The 17,478-nt window shown below is 61.2% G+C and carries 17 protein-coding genes; 10 read left to right on the forward strand and 7 right to left on the reverse strand.

All coding sequences use genetic code 11. The features are described 5' to 3' along the window. Positions 1-96: 96 nt before the first annotated feature. Positions 97-1,437 (forward strand): sensor histidine kinase, encoded by a 1,341-nt coding sequence (locus ACA067_RS24520; protein WP_497458877.1) that lies wholly within the window; start codon positions 97-99, stop codon positions 1,435-1,437. Positions 1,438-1,546: 109 nt separating this feature from the next. Here the strand turns inward: ACA067_RS24520 and ACA067_RS24525 are convergent, their stop codons facing one another. Continuing rightward, the gene (locus ACA067_RS24525) at positions 1,547-2,113 is read right to left on the reverse strand and encodes an NAD(P)H nitroreductase (RefSeq protein ID WP_497458878.1); all 567 of its coding nucleotides are present in this window, start codon (positions 2,111-2,113) and stop codon (positions 1,547-1,549) included. Positions 2,114-2,234: 121 nt separating this feature from the next. Between ACA067_RS24525 and ACA067_RS24530 the strand changes: the two genes are divergently transcribed. Beyond that, positions 2,235-3,689, forward strand: a complete 1,455-nt coding sequence (locus ACA067_RS24530; RefSeq protein WP_497458879.1) for a TrkH family potassium uptake protein — start codon at positions 2,235-2,237, stop codon at positions 3,687-3,689. Here ACA067_RS24530 and ACA067_RS24535 read toward each other — a convergent pair. Then, a complete protein-coding gene (locus ACA067_RS24535) occupies positions 3,646-4,707 on the reverse strand; it encodes an AraC family transcriptional regulator (protein WP_497458880.1) in 1,062 nt (353 codons plus the stop codon). The genes ACA067_RS24530 and ACA067_RS24535 overlap by 44 nt on opposite strands. A gap of 161 nt (positions 4,708-4,868) precedes the next feature. On the opposite strand from ACA067_RS24535, the gene ACA067_RS24540 reads away from it, so the two are divergent. Continuing rightward, positions 4,869-5,180, forward strand: coding sequence for an Mpo1-like protein (locus ACA067_RS24540; protein ID WP_497458881.1), 312 nt, complete (start codon positions 4,869-4,871; stop codon positions 5,178-5,180). 27 nt (positions 5,181-5,207) lie between these two features. Continuing rightward, the gene (locus tag ACA067_RS24545) at positions 5,208-5,798 is read left to right on the forward strand and encodes an HD domain-containing protein (RefSeq protein ID WP_497458882.1); all 591 of its coding nucleotides are present in this window, start codon (positions 5,208-5,210) and stop codon (positions 5,796-5,798) included. A 142-nt stretch (positions 5,799-5,940) separates the two neighbouring features. Here the strand turns inward: ACA067_RS24545 and ACA067_RS24550 are convergent, their stop codons facing one another. Beyond that, on the reverse strand, positions 5,941-6,756 hold the full coding sequence (locus tag ACA067_RS24550; RefSeq protein ID WP_497458883.1) for a UDP-2,3-diacylglucosamine diphosphatase: 816 nt from the start codon (positions 6,754-6,756) through the stop codon (positions 5,941-5,943). Positions 6,757-6,891: 135 nt separating this feature from the next. Between ACA067_RS24550 and ACA067_RS24555 the strand changes: the two genes are divergently transcribed. Together ACA067_RS24555 and ACA067_RS24560 are read left to right on the forward strand one after the other, a co-directional pair. Continuing rightward, positions 6,892-7,656, forward strand: coding sequence for a helix-turn-helix transcriptional regulator (locus ACA067_RS24555; protein WP_497458884.1), 765 nt, complete (start codon positions 6,892-6,894; stop codon positions 7,654-7,656). Between the two features lie 203 nt (positions 7,657-7,859). Further along, a complete protein-coding gene (locus ACA067_RS24560) occupies positions 7,860-8,753 on the forward strand; it encodes a DMT family transporter (protein ID WP_497458885.1) in 894 nt (297 codons plus the stop codon). Here the strand turns inward: ACA067_RS24560 and ACA067_RS24565 are convergent. The 4 genes from ACA067_RS24565 to recQ form a co-directional block, all read right to left on the reverse strand. Then, a complete protein-coding gene (locus ACA067_RS24565) occupies positions 8,747-9,034 on the reverse strand; it encodes an Rdx family protein (protein WP_338920098.1) in 288 nt (95 codons plus the stop codon). The genes ACA067_RS24560 and ACA067_RS24565 overlap by 7 nt on opposite strands. A 228-nt stretch (positions 9,035-9,262) precedes the next feature. Next, positions 9,263-11,050 (reverse strand): motility hub landmark protein FimV, encoded by a 1,788-nt coding sequence (locus tag ACA067_RS24570; RefSeq protein WP_497458886.1) that lies wholly within the window; start codon positions 11,048-11,050, stop codon positions 9,263-9,265. A 129-nt stretch (positions 11,051-11,179) separates the two neighbouring features. After that, entirely contained in the window at positions 11,180-11,614 is a 435-nt protein-coding gene (locus ACA067_RS24575) for a MarR family transcriptional regulator (RefSeq protein WP_064679160.1), read from the reverse strand. Between the two features lie 110 nt (positions 11,615-11,724). Beyond that, the gene (gene recQ, locus ACA067_RS24580; protein WP_497458887.1) at positions 11,725-13,851 is read right to left on the reverse strand and encodes a DNA helicase RecQ; all 2,127 of its coding nucleotides are present in this window, start codon (positions 13,849-13,851) and stop codon (positions 11,725-11,727) included. Positions 13,852-14,271: 420 nt separating this feature from the next. Here recQ and ACA067_RS24585 point away from each other — a divergent pair, with 420 nt between their 5' ends. The 4 genes from ACA067_RS24585 to lapD all read left to right on the forward strand — a co-directional run bounded on the left by ACA067_RS24585 (position 14,272) and on the right by lapD (position 17,475). Next, positions 14,272-14,859 carry a UPF0149 family protein gene (locus ACA067_RS24585; protein WP_030130067.1) on the forward strand — a complete coding sequence of 196 codons (588 nt, stop codon included), beginning with the start codon at positions 14,272-14,274 and terminating at the stop codon, positions 14,857-14,859. Positions 14,860-14,869: 10 nt separating this feature from the next. Next, positions 14,870-15,265 (forward strand): YbaN family protein, encoded by a 396-nt coding sequence (locus ACA067_RS24590; protein ID WP_497458888.1) that lies wholly within the window; start codon positions 14,870-14,872, stop codon positions 15,263-15,265. Between the two features lie 96 nt (positions 15,266-15,361). Then, a complete protein-coding gene (locus ACA067_RS24595; protein WP_497462890.1) occupies positions 15,362-15,511 on the forward strand; it encodes a hypothetical protein in 150 nt (49 codons plus the stop codon). A gap of 23 nt (positions 15,512-15,534) precedes the next feature. After that, positions 15,535-17,475 (forward strand): cyclic di-GMP receptor LapD, encoded by a 1,941-nt coding sequence (gene lapD, locus ACA067_RS24600; protein WP_497458889.1) that lies wholly within the window; start codon positions 15,535-15,537, stop codon positions 17,473-17,475. Positions 17,476-17,478 lie beyond the last annotated feature (3 nt).

The raw sequence follows: 17,478 nt of genomic DNA on the forward strand, positions 1-17,478 counted from the left end.
CTGACACTCCGCTTTCGCGAGCAAGCTCGCTCCCACATGGATTGGGCTTGACTGACAAACATCAACAGTCGGGCTTTCTTTGTTCGAGGATTTTCTGTGCGCTCATTGTTCTGGCGTATCCTGGCCAGCTTCTGGCTGGCCATCGCTCTGGTTGCGGGGCTGTCCATTCTGCTCGGGCACATGCTCAACCAGGACGCGTGGATTCTCAGCCGCCATCCGGGTCTCAACACCCTGCCCGAACAGTGGACGCAAACCTACGAAGCCCAGGGCGAGGAAGCGGCCCAGGACATTCTGGAGCTGCGCAAGCGCCAGTATCACATTGACGTTCAGGTGCTCAACGAGAGCGGCGATCCGGTGGTGCGCGGCACCTTCCCTCGTCGCGCGGCGGCCTTCGAAGCACGGCAGAACAACGACGATCGCCGCCTGCCGTGGCGTCGTCTGACCGCTGAGTACACCAGTGAAAAAACCGGTGACACCTACCTGCTGATCTATCGGATCCCGCACCCGGAACTGGACGCCTGGCACCGCGAGAGCCTGCTCTGGCCGTTGAGTGCATTAGGTATCGCGTTAGTGGTACTGACCTTGTTCAGCCTGCTGGTGACTTTTTCGATCACCCGCCCGCTCAGCCGCTTGCGCGGTGCCGTGCATGATCTGGGGCAAACCACCTATCAACAGAACAGCCTGGTAAAACTGGCAAACCGGCGCGATGAGTTCGGCGTGCTCGCCAACGATTTCAACCGCATGGGCGCCCGCCTGCAAAGTCTGATCGGCAGCCAGCGACAACTGCTGCGCGATGTGTCCCACGAATTGCGCTCGCCCCTCGCCCGACTGCGCATTGCACTGGCCCTGGCCGAAAGGGCCAACCCCGAGGAACGGGAAAAACTCTGGCCACGCCTGACCCGTGAATGCGACCGGCTGGAAGCGCTGATCAGCGAAATCCTGGTGCTGGCGCGGGTTGATGCCGACAACGCCAGCGCCGAAGAGGTGGACCTGAATGCCTTGCTCAACACCCTGCAAAAAGATGCACAGCTCGGTTCGCCGGAGCAGAACGTGTGCCTTGAGGCCGAGCCGCAACTGAACCTCAAAGGCTGGCCGACCATGATCGAGCGCGCGGTGGACAACCTGCTGCGCAACGCCCAGCGCTTTAACCCCGTAGGGCAATCGATAGAAATGCAGGCGTCACGCCAGGGTGAGCGGATTGTGGTCAGTGTGCGTGACCATGGGCCCGGTGTGAATGCCGAGCACTTGAGCCAGTTGGGTGAGCCGTTCTATCGGGCACCGGGACAGACTGCGGCGGGGCATGGCCTGGGGTTGGCGATTGCCCGTCGTGCGGCGGAAAGGCATGGCGGGAGCCTGGTGCTGGCCAATCATCCGCAGGGTGGGTTCATTGCCAGCCTGGAATTGCCGTTGGTGCCCGGAATCGTCGTCCAACCCTGACCCCCTGTGGGAGCGAGCTTGCTCGCGATGGCGGTATTACATTCAACATCAATATTGACTGACCCACCGCTATCGCGAGCAAGCTCGCTCCCACAGTTGAACGGTGGTGTCAGGACTTGCCCGGCCAGGCGCTGACAAACTCGGCCAGATCGACCTTCTCCGCCACCCGCGGCTCTTTCTGCGGTGTGCCAAGGTAAAGAAACGCAATCACCTCTTCCCCTTCCGCCAGTCCCAACCCTTTGGCCACATGCGGCGAATACGCCAGCTCACCGGTGCGCCATACCGCGCCAATCCCTTGCGCATAGGCCGCCAGCAAAATCCCGTGCGCCGCGCAACCCGCCGCCAGCAGTTGTTCGGACTTTGGATATTTGACGTGGTCCTGCAAACGGGCGATCACCACGACTACCAGCGGCGCACGCAGCGGGCCGTTGCGCGCCTTGTCCAGCGCCGCCTCGGACACTTCGCTGTCCTGCAGCCTCGCCGCTTCGGCCAGCAACTCGCCCATCTGCTCGCGCGCCGCGCCTTCGACTGTCAAAAAGCGCCAAGGCTGCAAGTGGCCGTGGTCCGGCGCACGCATCGCGGCGGCAAACAGCACTTCTCGCTGTTCGGCGGTAGGGGCCGGATCAAGCAGTCGTGGAACGGAAACACGGTTGAGCAACGCGTCGAGAGCCTGCATCGGCCACCTCCTGAAAAAATGTTTGGCTATTCTAGCTGCAAGTGCGCAGACCCTGCCGGTTTACATGTCCTGCGCCGCAGGTAGAATGGCGCCCTTCCCTATTTCAGCCCGAGCGGACTTCATGGCGTTGCCGACCTTACGGACCATTGGTTTCATCATCGGCATCTTCCTGATCACGCTGGCCATTGCCATGGTCGTGCCCATGGCCACGCTGGTGATCTTCGAGCGCACCGGCGACCTGCCCTCGTTCCTCTGGGCGAGCATGATCACCTTTGTCGCAGGTTTAGCCCTGGTTATCCCCGGGCGTCCCGAACACGTGCACCTGCGCCCGCGGGACATGTACCTGCTGACCGTCAGCAGCTGGCTGGTGGTGTGCATTTTCGCCGCGCTGCCGTTTTTGCTGACGCAACACATCAGCTACACCGACTCGTTCTTCGAAAGCATGTCCGGCATTACCGCCACCGGCTCGACGGTGCTCAACCACCTGGACGACATGTCCCCCGGCATCCTGATGTGGCGCTCGTTGCTGCACTGGATCGGCGGCATCGGGTTTATCGGCATGGCGGTAGCGATTCTGCCACTGCTGCGCATCGGTGGCATGCGCCTGTTCCAGACCGAGTCGTCGGACCGTTCCGAAAAGGTCATGCCGCGCTCGCACATGGTGGCGCGCCTGATCGTCGCGGCCTACGTCGGCATCACCATTTTCGGCAGCCTGGCGTTCTGGTGGGCCGGGATGAGCCCGTTCGATGCGATCAACCACGCGATGTCGGCGATTTCCACCGGCGGTTTCTCCACTTCCGACCAGTCCCTGGCCAAATGGACGCAACCGGCTGTGCACTGGGTAGCCATCGTCATCATGATTCTTGGCAGCCTGCCGTTCACCTTGTACGTGGCGACCTTGCGTGGCAATCGCCAGGCCCTGATCAAGGATCAGCAGGTGCAAGGCTTGCTCGGCATGTTGCTGGTGACCTGGCTGGTGCTCGGCACCTGGTACTGGTGGACCACCCAGCTGCATTGGCTCGAGGCGCTGCGGCATGTGGCGCTGAACGTGACCTCGGTGGTGACGACGACAGGTTTCGCGCTTGGGGACTACAGCCTGTGGGGAAATTTCTCGCTGATGCTGTTCTTTTATCTGGGCTTTGTTGGCGGCTGCTCGGGCTCGACCGCTGGCGGTATCAAGATTTTCCGTTTCCAGGTCGCCTATATCCTGCTCAAGGCCAACCTTAATCAGTTGATACACCCGCGGGCGGTGATCAAACAGACGTACAACGGTCACCGCCTCGACGAAGAGATCGTCCGCTCGATCCTGACTTTTTCCTTCTTCTTCGCCATCACCATTTGCGTGATCGCCCTGCTGCTGTCGCTGCTCGGCGTGGAATGGATGACTGCCCTGACCGGCGCGGCCAGCACCGTGTCCGGTGTCGGTCCGGGGCTGGGCGAGACCATCGGCCCGGCAGGTAACTTCGCGTCCCTGCCGGACGCCGCCAAATGGATTCTCTCGTTCGGCATGTTGCTCGGCCGACTGGAGATCATTACGGTATTTGTCCTGTGTATACCGGCGTTCTGGCGTCACTGACCGGGTTCGGCGTTGCCATCAGCCGCATCCGGTACTCGCCGGGGGTAGCATCGAACCAGCGTCGAAAAGCGCGGAAGAAGTTGCTCGGATCGGCGAACCCCAACAGGTAGGCAATCTCCAGCAGGGTCATGCCCGGTTGCGCCAGATACTGCTCCGCCAGTTCGCGCCGGGTGTCGTCCAACAGCGTCTGAAAACTCGTGCCCTCTTCCTGCAGGCGTCGCTGCAAGGTCCGTTGCGACAGGTGCAGCGTCTGCGCCACGGTGTCGCGCTTGGGTTCGCCCTGGGGCAGCAACCGGCACAACACCTGCCGCGCCTTGTGGGTCACCCGGCTTTCAGAGAACCGCGCCAGGTATTCGCCGGCAAACCGGTCATGCAGCAGCGCCATCGCCTCGTTGGCCGTAGGCAGCGGCGCTTCCATATCGGCGCACTCGAAGATCAAGGCGTCATACGGCGCGTTGAATACCATCGGCGCGTGGAAGGCTTGTTTATAGGGTACGAGATCGATGGGCTCATCGCCCTGCAACAGCACCTTGCGCGGCTGCAGGATTCGCCCGGTCAACCAGCCACACAGCGCCAGGGCACAGGCCAATGAAGCTTCGGCGCTCTGCCGGGTGGGCGGCAGATGGTCGCCATGGACCGTCAGGATCAGCGCGTAACCCTCATCCAGCAACCGGAAACTCAGGTCGGCGCTTTCGGCGATGATCCGCTGATAACGCACCAGCCGCCGAAAACCTTCGGCCAAGGTCTGGCTGGACATCAGGGCATAGCCCGCCACGTGGAAGGAGGCCGGTCGCACCACCTTGCCCATGTTCAGGCCAATCGCCGGGTTGCCGGACAGCTCGACCGCACGCTGCCACAGGCGTGTCATGGAATCTTGCGGGAAGCGCGCGTCCGGATCATCCAGCGCCGCGTAGTCGAGTCCCAGCTGCTTGAACAGAACCCGGCAATCCAGGCCGTCCATTTCCAGTGCCTTGACAATCCCCATTGCCCAGCTTGCAGATGTCGTTCGTTCGCTCATGGCGTTTTCTTACATGATGAGCCGCATGCAACGGCCGGTTTTCCGAAGGATACTAAAGTGGCGCCCATTGTCAGTGGCTGATGCCATTGTTCACTCTAGACTTAAATAAGCTAGCCGCAGAACAACTTGCAGCCAGAACAACAACCACAGAGATCGCAGTCGTGGAAAACATCAGACGATTCAACAGTTTCGCTGAGTTTTACCCGTACTACCTCAGCGAACACAGCAACAGTACCTGCCGACGACTGCACTTTATCGGCACCACGCTGGTGATCTTCATCCTGGCCCTGACCCTCGGCACAGGCGCCTGGCTGATGTTGCTGGCCGTGCCGCTGGCGGGTTACAGCTTCGCCTGGATCGGGCATTTCTTCTTCGAAAAAAACCGTCCTGCGACCTTCCAGCACCCGCTTTACAGCCTGCTCGGCGATTTCGTCATGTACCGGGATATGATCCTGGGTCGCGTGCCGTTCTAGGGGCAATCAGTCAACAGAGGACAGCCGATGAATGCCAACGCCCGTTTCACCCACATGAAGGACGGCACGCAGGAAGACTGGGCGATCATCGCCGCAGACTTCAGTGCCTACGCCCGACAACTGCCGACGCGGATTGTGGCGCACCTGAAATTGCTGGAGGGTGACTTCGGCGGCTTCCCGGTGGATCGCCTGACCCACTCCCTGCAAACCGCCACCCGCGCCTGGCGCGATGGTCGCGACGAAGAATACGTGGTCTGTGCCCTGCTTCACGACATCGGTGACACCCTGGGTTCCTACAACCATCCGGACATTGCCGCGGCGATCCTCAAGCCGTTCGTCAGCGCCGAGAATCTGTGGATGGTGGAAAAGCACGGGATTTTCCAGGGTTATTACTTCTTCCATCACCTGGGCATGGATCGGCATTTGCGCGAGCAATTCAGCGGGCATCCGCAGTACCAGGCGACGATCGAATTTTGCGCCAAATATGATGCGGCGGCGTTTGATCCGTCGTACGACACGCTGCCGTTGAGTTTCTTCGAGCCGATGATGGAGCGGTTGTTTGCGCAGCCGAAGAATTCGATTTACAAGGCGGCGATGCAAGAGTATTCGCCAGCCTGATGGATCTGGAGTGTTCGGGCTGGCCCCATCGCGAGCAAGCTCGCTCCCACAGTGAGCGAGGTGAACTCAAAATTTGTGAACGCCAGAAAACCCTGTGGGAGCGAGCTTGCTCGCGATGGGGCCAGCCTGGACACCCTGACTTTCAGGCCGGCTCCGCGATCTTCACCGCCTTCAACTGCGCCTCCCGCGCCTGGGCATCCGCCAACCGATACAACTCGATCGAGCCATCCCAATGCTCGATCAACGCCGTGCACGACTCCACCCAATCCCCGCAATTGAGGTAATCCACCTCGCCCACCTTGCGAATCTCGGCATGGTGAATGTGCCCGCACACCACGCCCTGCAGTCCGCGCTTGACGCATTCGTGGGCAATGGCTTCTTCAAAATCGCTGATGAAGCTGACCGCTGTCTTCACCTTGTGCTTGAGATACGCCGACAACGACCAGTAGCCATAGCCATAACGGGCGCGCCAATGATTGAGCCAGCGGTTGAGGGTCAGGGTGAATTCGTAGGCCGAATCGCCGAGAAAGGCCAGCCAGCGGTGGTACCGGGTGATCACGTCGAACTGGTCGCCATGGATCACCAGCAAATGACGGCCATCGGCGGTGACGTGCACGGCTTCGTCCACCAACCGGATGTTGCCCAGGATCAGCTTCGAGTAACGGCGCAGGAACTCGTCATGGTTGCCGGTGACGTAAATCACCTCGGTGCCGCGCTTGCTCATGGTCAACAAACGACGAATCACATTGGTGTGCGCCTGGGGCCAGTACATGCCGCCGCGCAGTTTCCAGCCGTCGATGATGTCGCCGACCAGGTAGATCTTGTCCGCATGGTAGCCCTTGAGAAACTGCGACAGGTGTTCGGCCTGGCAATCCCGGGTGCCCAGATGTACATCGGAAATCCACAAGGTCCGCACACGTTGCTTGCGACTGGGTTTGGCGAACTCGGCGCTGGTCATGGGCAACCCTCTGCGATTGTTTGGGCAAGCTTGCGCCGGCCGGATTAATTGCCCATGACAGTGGCAAGTCAGTCCCGTGACAGCGCTCGCGCATGCCCTCGGTGTAGACTGGCAACCTGATTCGGGAGACCTGCGATGAGACCGATCCTCACGCTACGCCAGTACAGCGACGAGCTGATCGTCCACAGCCACGACCACGCGCAACTGGTGTTCGGGCTGTCGGGCGCGCTGGATTTCGAGGTCGACGGACGCGGCAGCCAGGTGGTCCGGCAGAGTTTCGTGGTGGTGCCGTCCGGTTTTCACCATGCCTGTGGCAGCGCCAATGGCAGCCGTTGCCTGGTGCTGGATGTGCCAGGCGATGAGTGGGTCTTGCAGTCACTGGGCGATCACGCGCAAGCCAGCCGTCGTTTGCTCGACAACGCCGGGCGCCTGCCGCTGGATGCCGGCCAAAGCCAACTGGTGAACTGGCTGGCGGCCAGTCAGGTCAGTGATCCTGTCATCGCGCAACAGGGTGCGGTGCTGTTGCTGGCCAGCCTCAACCATGCCAAACCGCAGGTCATGGGCGGTCGGCGCCTGCCCTATGCGGCGCTCAATGCTCATATTGATCAGTATGCAGCCTACCCGCTGCAAGTCGCTGACCTGGCGCGTATCGCCGGATTGTCCAGCGCCCGGTTGCATGCGCGGTTCGTTGCCGAATGCGGGCAGACCCCGATGGACTATATCCGTAGCCGACGATTGCACATGGCCGTGGGTATGCTGCGGGATTCGGCGTTGCCCATCGGCGAGATTGCCAGTCGGGTCGGCTACAGCTCGCAGAGCGCCTTCGCGGCCGCGGTGTTGCGCGAATTTGGCGCTTCGCCTGGCAGATTGCGGCGCGAGGCTGGCGACAAAAAACGATAGTTTGCCGACAGACATAACTGGGGTTATCACGGTTCAATGCAGGAGCTGCCGAAAGCTGCGATCTTTTGGTCTTGATCTTGATCTTTTCAAGATCGCTGAGAAGCAAGATCAAAAGATCGCAGCCTGCGGCAGCTCCTACAGGGGGCCGCGTTCACGTTGGTGAGCGTTGTCCGGCAGATTCGATACGCTCATCAAGGATTGCAATGACTCCCCGTACCGCCCTTGGCGCCCTGCATATCGGCGCACTGATGTTTGGCCTGACCGGTGTGTTCGGCAAACTCGCCGCCGCCTCCCCCGCCGTCATCGTTTTCGGGCGTGCCGCGTTTGCCGTGCTGGCGTTGGCGTTTTTTGCGCGGTTCGCCAGCCCTACTCGCTGGCGCAAGCTCGAGGCCGTGGACTGGCGCCGGTTATTGCTCAGCGGCTTGCTGCTGGCCGGGCATTGGGTCAGTTTTTTCATTGCAGTGAAGGTGGCCGGCGTGGCGATCGCGACCCTGGGCTTTGCCAGTTTCCCGGCGTTTACCGTGATCCTCGAAGGGCTGATCTTCCGCGAGCGGATTCGCGCCAACGAAATCCTGCTGGTGGTGCTGGTGAGCGTCGGGCTGGTGCTGGTCACGCCGGACTTCGATCTGGCCAGCGGCGCCACCACCGGCCTGCTGTGGGCGGTGGCTTCCGGCTTGCTGTTCGCCCTGCTGTCGTTGACCAACCGCGCCAGCTCCGGGCGCATCCCGCCGGTGCAGGCGGCGCTGTGTCAGAACGTGGTGGTCGCGCTGTGCCTGCTGCCGGTGGCGGCGCCGCAGTTGAGTGAGGTGCGCGCCCTCGACTGGCTGTGGATCGGTCTGCTTGGGGTGTTCTGCACTGGCATCGCTCACAGCCTGTTCGTCGCCAGCCTGGCGGTCATCAAGGCGCGAACCGCCGCGGTGGTGTTCGCCCTGGAGCCGGTTTACGGGATCACCATGGCCTGGCTGCTGTTCGATGAAAACCCGACGCTGCGCATGCTGTTCGGCGGTGCCTTGATCATTGTCGCGATCGTTGCGTCCAGCCGGCTCTCGGGCGGCTCAAACAAAAAGACCGTTGCGGCACAAGCCCCGTCTCACTGAGGCCGGTCGTTGTGCCCCAGGTCGCGGTCCGGATCGATCCGGTCGCGGACCCGCTGCTTGAGCACCTTGGCCTCGGGGAAACCGCCGTCGGTCTTGCGCTCCCAGATCTGCACCTCGTCACAGAAAATGTGAAAGACCCCGCCGGTGCCGGGCACCAGGGACACTTTGCCCAGGTCGTCGCCAAAGGTACTGAGCAGTTCCTGGGCCAGCCAGGCCGCACGCAACAGCCATTGGCATTGCGTGCAATAAGTGATGACGATTTCCGGTTTATGCGCGGTCATGATGGGCGGGATTCCTGAGTCGGCGTGGTGGCCATGATAACCACCTTCATGGCCTCACACATCGCAAACTCAAACACTAGATCACCAGTGAAAACTGTATTTTTGAACACTCCGATCAAATGTGGGAGCGGGCTTGCTCGCGAAGCAGACGACGCGGTTTGTCAGAAAAACCGAGTCATCGTTCTTCGCGAGCAAGCCCGCTCCCACATTTGATTTTGCACGGCAATCCTAGCGGATGCCGGCCAACAAACTCCGGGCGGTCTGTTTGAGTGGCTCGTCGCCGTCCTTGAGCAGCTCGTTGAGCAGTTCGATGGCGCTGTCCAGGTCGCCGTCATCGATGCAGGTCTGGGCCTGTTCCAGCTTGCCTGCATTGCTCGATTCGGACGGCTCAAGATCCTCGGCACTCAACGGTTCAAGCTCCAATGACAAGCCGGCATCAGCGAATTCGTCGAGAAAGTCGTCATCCAGAGGCTGTGCGTCAGGTTCGGCCACCCACTCGAACGCAGGTTCGTCCAGCGTCGGCTCCTCAGGCATTTCGAACACATCGGGCAAGACGTGCAGATTCGAGGTGAATTCAGGCTCGTGGGTGCGTGACGCCACATTCGGGGATGCGGCGGCGGGCGGCGAATTGTCGAAGGGGCTGATCAGGTCCCAGTTCGAATCCATCGACAGGTCATCCAGGTTCAACTGGAACTCATCGCTGTCGGCGGCTGCCTGGGGCTGTGCAACCGCGGGCGGCGTGATGGACGGTGCGATGGCCAAGGCGGCGACAGTGCCCAGTTTCGGATAACGGTCACGAATCTCCTGAAGCTTCTGCGGGTCGAATCCAGCGTCACGCAGGCTGTTTTCCTGCGCTTCATAGGCGGACACGTCACCCTGTTTGCCTAGAACTTCCAGCAGCTGCACGGCCAGATCGGTACGGTTCGGCTCCTTGAACAACGCCTCCCTCAACACACCGGCCGCCTCGGAAAAACGGCCATAGGCCAGATAAATGCCGACCCCTTCGAGCACATCGCCCGCCGACGACTCTTCGCCTTGGCCGGATGCCGGAGCAGGCGGCTGCACTTCCCGATCCAGCACCGGCTCGTGCCGTGACGGCAACATGGCTAACGGCTCAGGGACTGCCTGAACCTGCTGTCGCTGACGGCGAACGAACAATCCGAGCAACGCCAGGGCCACCAGCAACAGCACCCCGTAGATCAGCGGCCAGTGAGTCGTCTCGATTTTTTCAGCAACAACCGGCGCTGGCGCCGCGACGTCTGGCGCAACAGGCTCCACCGCAGCCTGTGTGACTTGCGCCAATTGAGTCTGCAACTCGGTGACCTGTTTTTTCTGGCCGGCAATGTGCTCGTTTTGAGCCTGCAATTGTGCATTCAGCTCATCGATCGTGGTTTGCAACGCCTGGTTCTTCAGGACGCTGACGGCCAGTTGCTCGGCAACAGGATCAGTGACAGGCGCGGCAGCAGGTTGATCGACGGGCGGGGTGGGCGGCTTTTTGCTCTTCACCGCAGGTGGTACTGCAACGGCCGGCTCCACGCTCGGGAATGCGGACGATTGCGTGCTGGCAACCGGTTCGTCAGCCACCGGAACAATCCCCGGTGAGCCCGGCGGGTCGATCAATACCGTGTACTCGCGCAGCACGCGTCCGTTGGGCTGATTGAGCTGCACAAGGAAATTGAGGAAGGGTTCATTGACCGGTTTGTTGGAGCTCACTCGGATCAGCCTGCGGTTGCCGCGCAGGATCGGCGTGAACTTCAGATCGTTGAGGAAGAACACCCGATCAACGCCGGCGCGGCTGAATTCTTCTGCCGTCGCGAGGCTGACCGACAACTCGCCCTCCTCCAGACCCGCGGCGTCCATCAGGGCGATATCGGCCCGCAGCGGTTGATTCAGCGCCGAATGCAGGGTGATTTCACCCAAGCCCAGCGCGGGCGCCAATGCCGAGTAGGAAACAGCACCAACGACCAGAAGCAGCCTGGCGCAACACCGCAATACCACGTGCAAACTCTCGAGCATGAGCATCCCTTGGATAACCGGAACCAACCTTGTACGTGTTCGCACATCCGGTACGAACACGATATTGCCGACTAGTTCTTTATAGTCTGCCCAACGGGGTATCTCAAAAGTCCGGCACGCGGTTATGCCTCAAGACTTTTCCAGGTTGGCCAGTATGTGTCCGTGGACCCGCATACAGATTTTCAGATCCGCTTCATCAACGCCATCGAACAGTTCGTGACGCAGCTGGGTGGCAATGGTCTCAATTTGTTCAATCAAGGGACGGGCCGGAGCACAGAGGACGATTTTTTTTGCCCGGCGGTCTTCCAGCACCGATTGACGCTGTACCAGTCCCTGGCTTTCCAGGCTGTCGAGCAACCGGGCCAGGGTCGGCCCTTCGACGCCGACGCTTTGCGCCAATTCGCGCTGGGTGGGTGCATCGTCGAAACGCGCCAGGTGCAGAAGCACCAGCCAGCGTGCCTGGGACAGTCCGAGGCCGGCCAGGCGGCGGTCCAGCTCGGCACGCCAGCCACGCGACATCTGGGCCAGTTGCATGCCAAAGCGGTGTTGATCGGTGAACGGCATAAAACACTCATGATTAGGCTGAAATAGAGAAATACTAATTATTAGTCAGCTAAGCATGACCTTTGGCTATAGGCAAGGGTTGCTATGTACTGAATCGTTACATCTCTCATTCAGATTTCGAATTCCGACTGCAGAGCGGCACGAACACAATACAAAACACCTTCCGGCACTCGCCCGGCGAACAGCGCGGCAATCTCCGACACGGGTGGCAATTCACCCTCGCCGTCAAGGAACGCGTCCTGGACTTCGCCCATCAAGTCTTCGGGTAGATCCAGCGCTTGCTCCAGCGACAACTGCTGCTTGCCAATCGCTTCGGCGAGCATGGTGTAGACGTTCTTTTCCGAGCATTGCAGTTGACCGGCGATCTGCAGCGGGGTCATGCCGGCCCGTGCCAGGGTGATCAGCTCATGGCGCACGTCGGCCACCACTTTCGGCGCCTCGACCTGGCCGCCAAGCACTTCGAGGAAGGCCTGGCCATAACGTTCCAGTTTGCGTGCACCGACGCCGCTGACCGTGGCCATCGCCGCCAGCGAGGTCGGCTGGCTGCGCAGCATTTCCAACAGCGTCGAATCGGGGAAGATGACGTACGGTGGCACACCATGCTCTTCGGCGAGTTTGCGGCGCAGGGCGCGCAAAGCTTCCCACTGTTCGCGTTCTTCGCCGCGAACCAGCTGGCTCGCCTGGCTCTTGCTGCTTTTGGCAGTGGTTTGCGGCTTGAGGTCGCGGCGCAGTTCCAGGGTCACTTCGCCCTTGAGCAATGGCCGGCAGGTGTCACTCAGGCGCAAGCCGCCGTAGCCTTCGAGGTCGATGTCGGCCAGGCCGCGGGCAACCAGCTGGCGGAACAGGGAGCGCCATTCACCTTCGGCCATCGCCTTGCCGACACCGTAGACCGACAGGTGCTGATGACCGATGCTGCGGACCTTTTCGTTGTCCTTGCCCAGCAGTACGTCCACCAAGTGCCCGACGCCATAGCGCTGGCCGGTGCGGTAGATCGCCGAGAGCGCCTGGCGGGCCGGCTCGGTGGCGTCCCAGGTCTGCACGCCGTCGACGCAGTTGTCGCAATGGCCGCAGGGTTCGGGCATGTCTTCGTCGAAGTAAGCCAGCAGCGTCTGGCGGCGGCAGCGGGTTTCTTCGCAGAGTGAAAGCATCGCGTCGAGCTTGTGCTGCTCCAGACGCTTGTGGCGTTCGTCGCCCTCGGAGTTCTGCAACATCTGCTTGAGCATCACCACGTCTTGCAGGCCGTACGCCATCCAGGCGTCCGCTGGCAGACCGTCACGGCCGCCGCGACCGGTTTCCTGGTAGTAAGCTTCAAGGGATTTCGGCAAATCGAGGTGAGCGACGAAGCGCACGTTGGGTTTATCGATGCCCATGCCGAATGCCACGGTGGCGACCATGATCAGGCCTTCCTCGTTGAGGAAGCGTTTCTGGTGGTGGGCCCGGGTATCGTTGGGCAGACCGGCGTGATAGGGCAGCGCCGGGAACCCTTGTTCGCTGAGGAACACCGCGACTTCGTCGACTTTCTTGCGCGACAGGCAATAGACGATGCCGGCATCGCTGCGCCGTTCGGCAAGGAACGCCAGCAACTGCTTGCGCGGCTGCTCCTTGGGCACGATGCGGTAGAAAATGTTCGGGCGATCGAAACTCGAGAGGAAACGTTCAGCGTCCTGCAGATGCAGGCGATCGACGATTTCTTCCCGGGTGCGCTTGTCGGCGGTCGCGGTCAGGGCGATGCGCGGGACATGGGGGAACAGCTCCGCCAGCTGGCCCAGTTGCAGGTATTCGCGGCGGAAGTCGTGGCCCCATTGCGACACGCAGTGCGCTTCATCGATGGCAAACAGGGCGATTTCAAGGCTTTGCAGGAACGCGAGCATGCGCGGCTGGACCAGGCGCTCGGGCGCCAGATAAAGCATCTTCACTTCACCGCGCTTGATGCGGGCGGCCAGATCCCGTTGCTGCTCGGCACTGAGCGTGGAATTCAGTGCAGCCGCGGCGACACCCAGCTCTTCGAGGGTCGCGACCTGATCGTCCATCAAAGCGATCAGCGGCGAGACCACCACCGCCAAGCCTTCGCGCAGCAGTGCCGGCACCTGGAAGCACAGGGACTTGCCGCCACCGGTAGGCATCAGCACCAGGGCGTCGCCGCCGCTGGCCACGCGCTCAATGATTGCACCCTGGCGGCCACGGAAACTGTCGTAGCCGAAGATGTCCTTGAGGACGCGTTGAGCCTGTTCGAGCATAAAAACTCCAGAAATCACCAAAAACATCCCTGCAAGACTGGTTCAGAACCACGCAGGCTGCACTGACGAATAGTAAGTGCGCATTGCATGACGCTTCACATCTCAGCCGTGGCGCCAGCAGGGCATCACAAAACGCGCGAGTATACCCGAGCCCTCCCCTGTAAAGGGCGCCGCTGAGAAGACCCGGGCAAGCCAATGCACCGCGAACCTGTAGGAGCTGGCTTGCCAGCGAAGGCGGCTTCAAACCTTGCAGCGCCAATGAAGACGCCTTCGCCGGCAAGCCAGCTCCTACACAGGGTTCGGCGTTTTCCACCATGCAGGAGCGGTGCCCCGGGGCGCAAATATCTTGCGCGGCTGGCCTGACTGCTCAAGAAGGCCTAGAATTCCCGCATCTGTTTAATTCCCCAAGGTAGCCCTTTAATGTCCTTCGCTGAGCAACTAACCCGCCTGCAAGTCTTCCTCGACGCCGACGAACTGCATGACGAGGCGCTGGACTACGTGGCCGCCCACGGCTACCTCACCGCGCTGTCGATCTGCTCCGAAAGCGTTCCCGACCGTGAATGGATCGACGCACTCTTCGCCGAAGAGCCGCATTACGCCGACGACACCGAGCGTGAAGCGATCGAATCCACTCTGCTGGCCCTCAAGGCTCACATCGCGCGCCAACTGGCGTCCGATGAAGAGTTCGAGCTGCCCTGCGACCTGGACCTGGGCGAAGAGCCGGATGATTCCGACCTGCGCGGCTGGTGCATCGGTTTCATGGAAGGCGTGTTCCTGCGCGAAGCGGCCTGGTTCGAAACCGCCGAAGACGAAGTCAGCGAAATGCTGCTGCCGATCATGGTCGGTTCGGGTCTGTTCGACGAACAGCCTGAGTTCGAAGACATCGCCAAAGACGCCAACCTGATGGACGACATGATCGTACAGATCCCGGAAGCCCTGACCGCGCTGTACCTGCTGTGCCAGGCGCCAGACGAAAAACCGGCGATCCTCAAGCCACGTCACCACTAAGGTCTTGCCTATGGACAACCCCATAGGCAACCGCTCCTTGATGTTGCGCTACGTGCTGCTGGCCATCGGCTGGCTGAGCGTAGTGCTGGGGGTGATCGGGATTTTCCTGCCGGTGTTGCCCACCACGCCCTTCCTGCTGCTGGCGGCGGCCTGTTTCGCCCGCAGTTCCCCGCGTTTTTACCATTGGCTGGTGGAGCACCCGCGGCTTGGGCCCTGGATTCGCAACTACCTCGAAGGCAATGGCATCCCGCTCAAGGGCAAGGTCTATGCCATCGGATTGATGTGGGCGAGCATCCTGCTCTCCTGCTACCTGGTGCCGCTGCCTTGGGCACGCGCGGTCATGCTGACCAGCGCGGTGCTGGTGACGGTTTATATCCTCCGGCAGAAAACCTTGCACAAGTCTTGAGCCTCAAGCGATGTTTTGCGTTACACGTCGACGATCTGCCCCCCTGCCCCGAAAACACCACCTAGACTTCTCCCATCTGCACCCGAGCAGCCCGACATGCCTCGTCGGCAGCGAACTCAACGCCCCCGTGCGTACTTGCCAGGCGCCAGCGACGGCAAATCCAGCCGCGACTCGAAAAGTCTGTCGCGCTGGCAAGACGTACTGAAGAAGATGCAAGCCGAAGGGTTCGCCATGGGCGGCGGCTAGTCGCCACAGCAAGGAGCGTGTTCATGTCACTGCGCAAACAATTGTTTCTCGCCATTTGCCTGTTCCTACTCGTGGCGTTCAGCGGCAGTTTTTTTGTCAGCCTGGAAAGCTCCCGGGAGCAGATGCTCGGCCAGTTGCGCTCCCACGCCCAGGACACCGCCACGGCGCTGGGGTTATCGCTGACCGCGCAAATCCACGACCCGGCGATGATCCAGTTGATGGTCAGTTCGATTTTCGACAGCGGCTATTTCAGCAGCATCCGGATCATCAACATCGACAATGAGCAGGTGCTGGTCGAACGCAGCTCTGCGGCATTGGCCGAGGATGTTCCCGGCTGGTTTGTCAGTCTGGTCAAGCTGCATCCACAGGGCGGCGACGCCCTGATCATGCGCGGCTGGGATCAGGTTGCGCGCGTCGAAGTACTGAGCAATCCACAGTTCGCACTGGCCAGACTCTGGGACAGCACATTGGGCAGCCTGATCTGGTTGTTGGTGTGCGGATTGCTCAGTGCCGTGTTTGGTGGCTGGTTGTTGCGGCGGCAATTTCGTCCGCTCGAGGCCATGGTCAGACAGGCCGAAGCCATCAGCAAACGCGAGTTTCTCAGCCTGCCGAGGCTGCCGCGTACACCGGAACTGAAACGCGTGGTGCTGGCCATGAACCAGATGGTCGAGAAACTCAAGGCGCTGTTCACCGAAGAGGCCGCGCGCAGTGAAAAACTGCGGGCGCAATCCTATCAGGACAGCCTGACCGGCCTGGCCAACCGGCGTTTGCTGGATGAACAGCTGGCCGACCATTTGCTGGTCGGCGAGCAGAGCAGTGACGGCCATTTGCTGATGCTGCGGATCAACGATCTGGTCGGCCTCAACCAGCGCCTCGGCGGCCAGCGCACCGACGCCTTGATCAGCACCGTCGGTGACTTGCTGATGCGTCTGACTCAGGTACCGGAGCGTCGTACCTGGCTGGCGGCGCGTAATCGCGGTGGCGAATTCAGCCTGCTGGCACCGGGTCTGGACAGCCAGGATGCCGCACGCGTGGCCGCCGAAATCAGCGCTACCCTGGAAAACCTGCGCCTGACCGGCGCCAGCGATTGCATGCCGGTGGCGCATTTGGGAATGGTCGCCTTCCAGCCCGGCGAATCGGCCAGGGACGTGCTGCTGCGACTGGATCAGGCGCTGACTGAAGCCAGGCACCACGCTGAGCGGCCGTGGAGACTCCTGAGCCACAGCGACAGCGCGCCCAACCAGACCCAACACGATTGGCAAACCTGGATCGACGATGCCCTGACCGAAGGCAAGCTGCGGCTGTATTTTCAACCGGTGGTGCAATGCGCCGACACCAGCCAGGTGCTGCATCACAAAGTCCTCGCGCGCCTGCTTGATCCCCGTGGCGAGGCAATTGCCGCCGGGCATTTCCTGCCGTGGATCGAACGTATCGGCTGGTCGGCGCGGTTCGACCTGGCCATGCTCGAAGCCACCCTCGACTACCTCTTGGTCAACCGCTGGCCCCTGGCATTGAGCCTGTCCGGCAGCACCCTGCGCGATCAGGCGCAACTGCACAAGATCCTTGAAATGCTCGAGTCACTGCCTGAACTGGCCCCGCTGCTGACCCTGGAAATCGATGAACGCCAACTGCCTCCGCCTCAGGATTTGCAGCGCCTGAGCCATAGCTTGCTCAACACCGGTTACCGTATCGGTTTGCAGCATTTCGGTGGCAGCTTCAGCCAGATCGGCAACCTTGCGCAACTGGGGCTGGCTTACCTGAAGATCGACGGGGTCTACATTCGGGGCATCGATGAGCAGCAAGACAAGCGGCTGTTTGTCGAGGCGATTTTTCGGGCGACGAACAGCATCGATTTGCCGTTGATCGCGGAAATGGTCGAGAGCCAAGGGGAGCTGGAAGTGATCAGGGCGCTGGGGGTGTTTGGTGTGATGGGGCGGTTGATCGGGCCGCCGGAGCCAATGTGATTC

The sequence above is a fragment of the Pseudomonas sp. LBUM1674 genome (genome assembly GCF_059695635.1).

Bases quoted from the DNA above. Each gene is read 5' to 3' on its own strand.
- recQ (WP_497458887.1), bottom strand. From the start codon at position 13,851: ATGCTCGAACAGGCTCAACGCGTCCTCAAGGACATCTTCGGCTACGAC.
- ACA067_RS24545 (WP_497458882.1), top strand. From the start codon at position 5,208: ATGAATGCCAACGCCCGTTTCACCCACATGAAGGACGGCACGCAGGAA.
- ACA067_RS24570 (WP_497458886.1), bottom strand. From the start codon at position 11,050: ATGCTCGAGAGTTTGCACGTGGTATTGCGGTGTTGCGCCAGGCTGCTT.
- ACA067_RS24555 (WP_497458884.1), top strand. From the start codon at position 6,892: ATGAGACCGATCCTCACGCTACGCCAGTACAGCGACGAGCTGATCGTC.
- ACA067_RS24565 (WP_338920098.1), bottom strand. From the start codon at position 9,034: ATGACCGCGCATAAACCGGAAATCGTCATCACTTATTGCACGCAATGC.
- lapD (WP_497458889.1), top strand. From the start codon at position 15,535: ATGTCACTGCGCAAACAATTGTTTCTCGCCATTTGCCTGTTCCTACTC.
- ACA067_RS24560 (WP_497458885.1), top strand. From the start codon at position 7,860: ATGACTCCCCGTACCGCCCTTGGCGCCCTGCATATCGGCGCACTGATG.
- ACA067_RS24590 (WP_497458888.1), top strand. From the start codon at position 14,870: ATGGACAACCCCATAGGCAACCGCTCCTTGATGTTGCGCTACGTGCTG.
- ACA067_RS24525 (WP_497458878.1), bottom strand. From the start codon at position 2,113: ATGCAGGCTCTCGACGCGTTGCTCAACCGTGTTTCCGTTCCACGACTG.
- ACA067_RS24575 (WP_064679160.1), bottom strand. From the start codon at position 11,614: ATGCCGTTCACCGATCAACACCGCTTTGGCATGCAACTGGCCCAGATG.
- ACA067_RS24535 (WP_497458880.1), bottom strand. From the start codon at position 4,707: ATGAGCGAACGAACGACATCTGCAAGCTGGGCAATGGGGATTGTCAAG.
- ACA067_RS24550 (WP_497458883.1), bottom strand. From the start codon at position 6,756: ATGACCAGCGCCGAGTTCGCCAAACCCAGTCGCAAGCAACGTGTGCGG.
- ACA067_RS24585 (WP_030130067.1), top strand. From the start codon at position 14,272: ATGTCCTTCGCTGAGCAACTAACCCGCCTGCAAGTCTTCCTCGACGCC.
- ACA067_RS24595 (WP_497462890.1), top strand. From the start codon at position 15,362: ATGCCTCGTCGGCAGCGAACTCAACGCCCCCGTGCGTACTTGCCAGGC.
- ACA067_RS24530 (WP_497458879.1), top strand. From the start codon at position 2,235: ATGGCGTTGCCGACCTTACGGACCATTGGTTTCATCATCGGCATCTTC.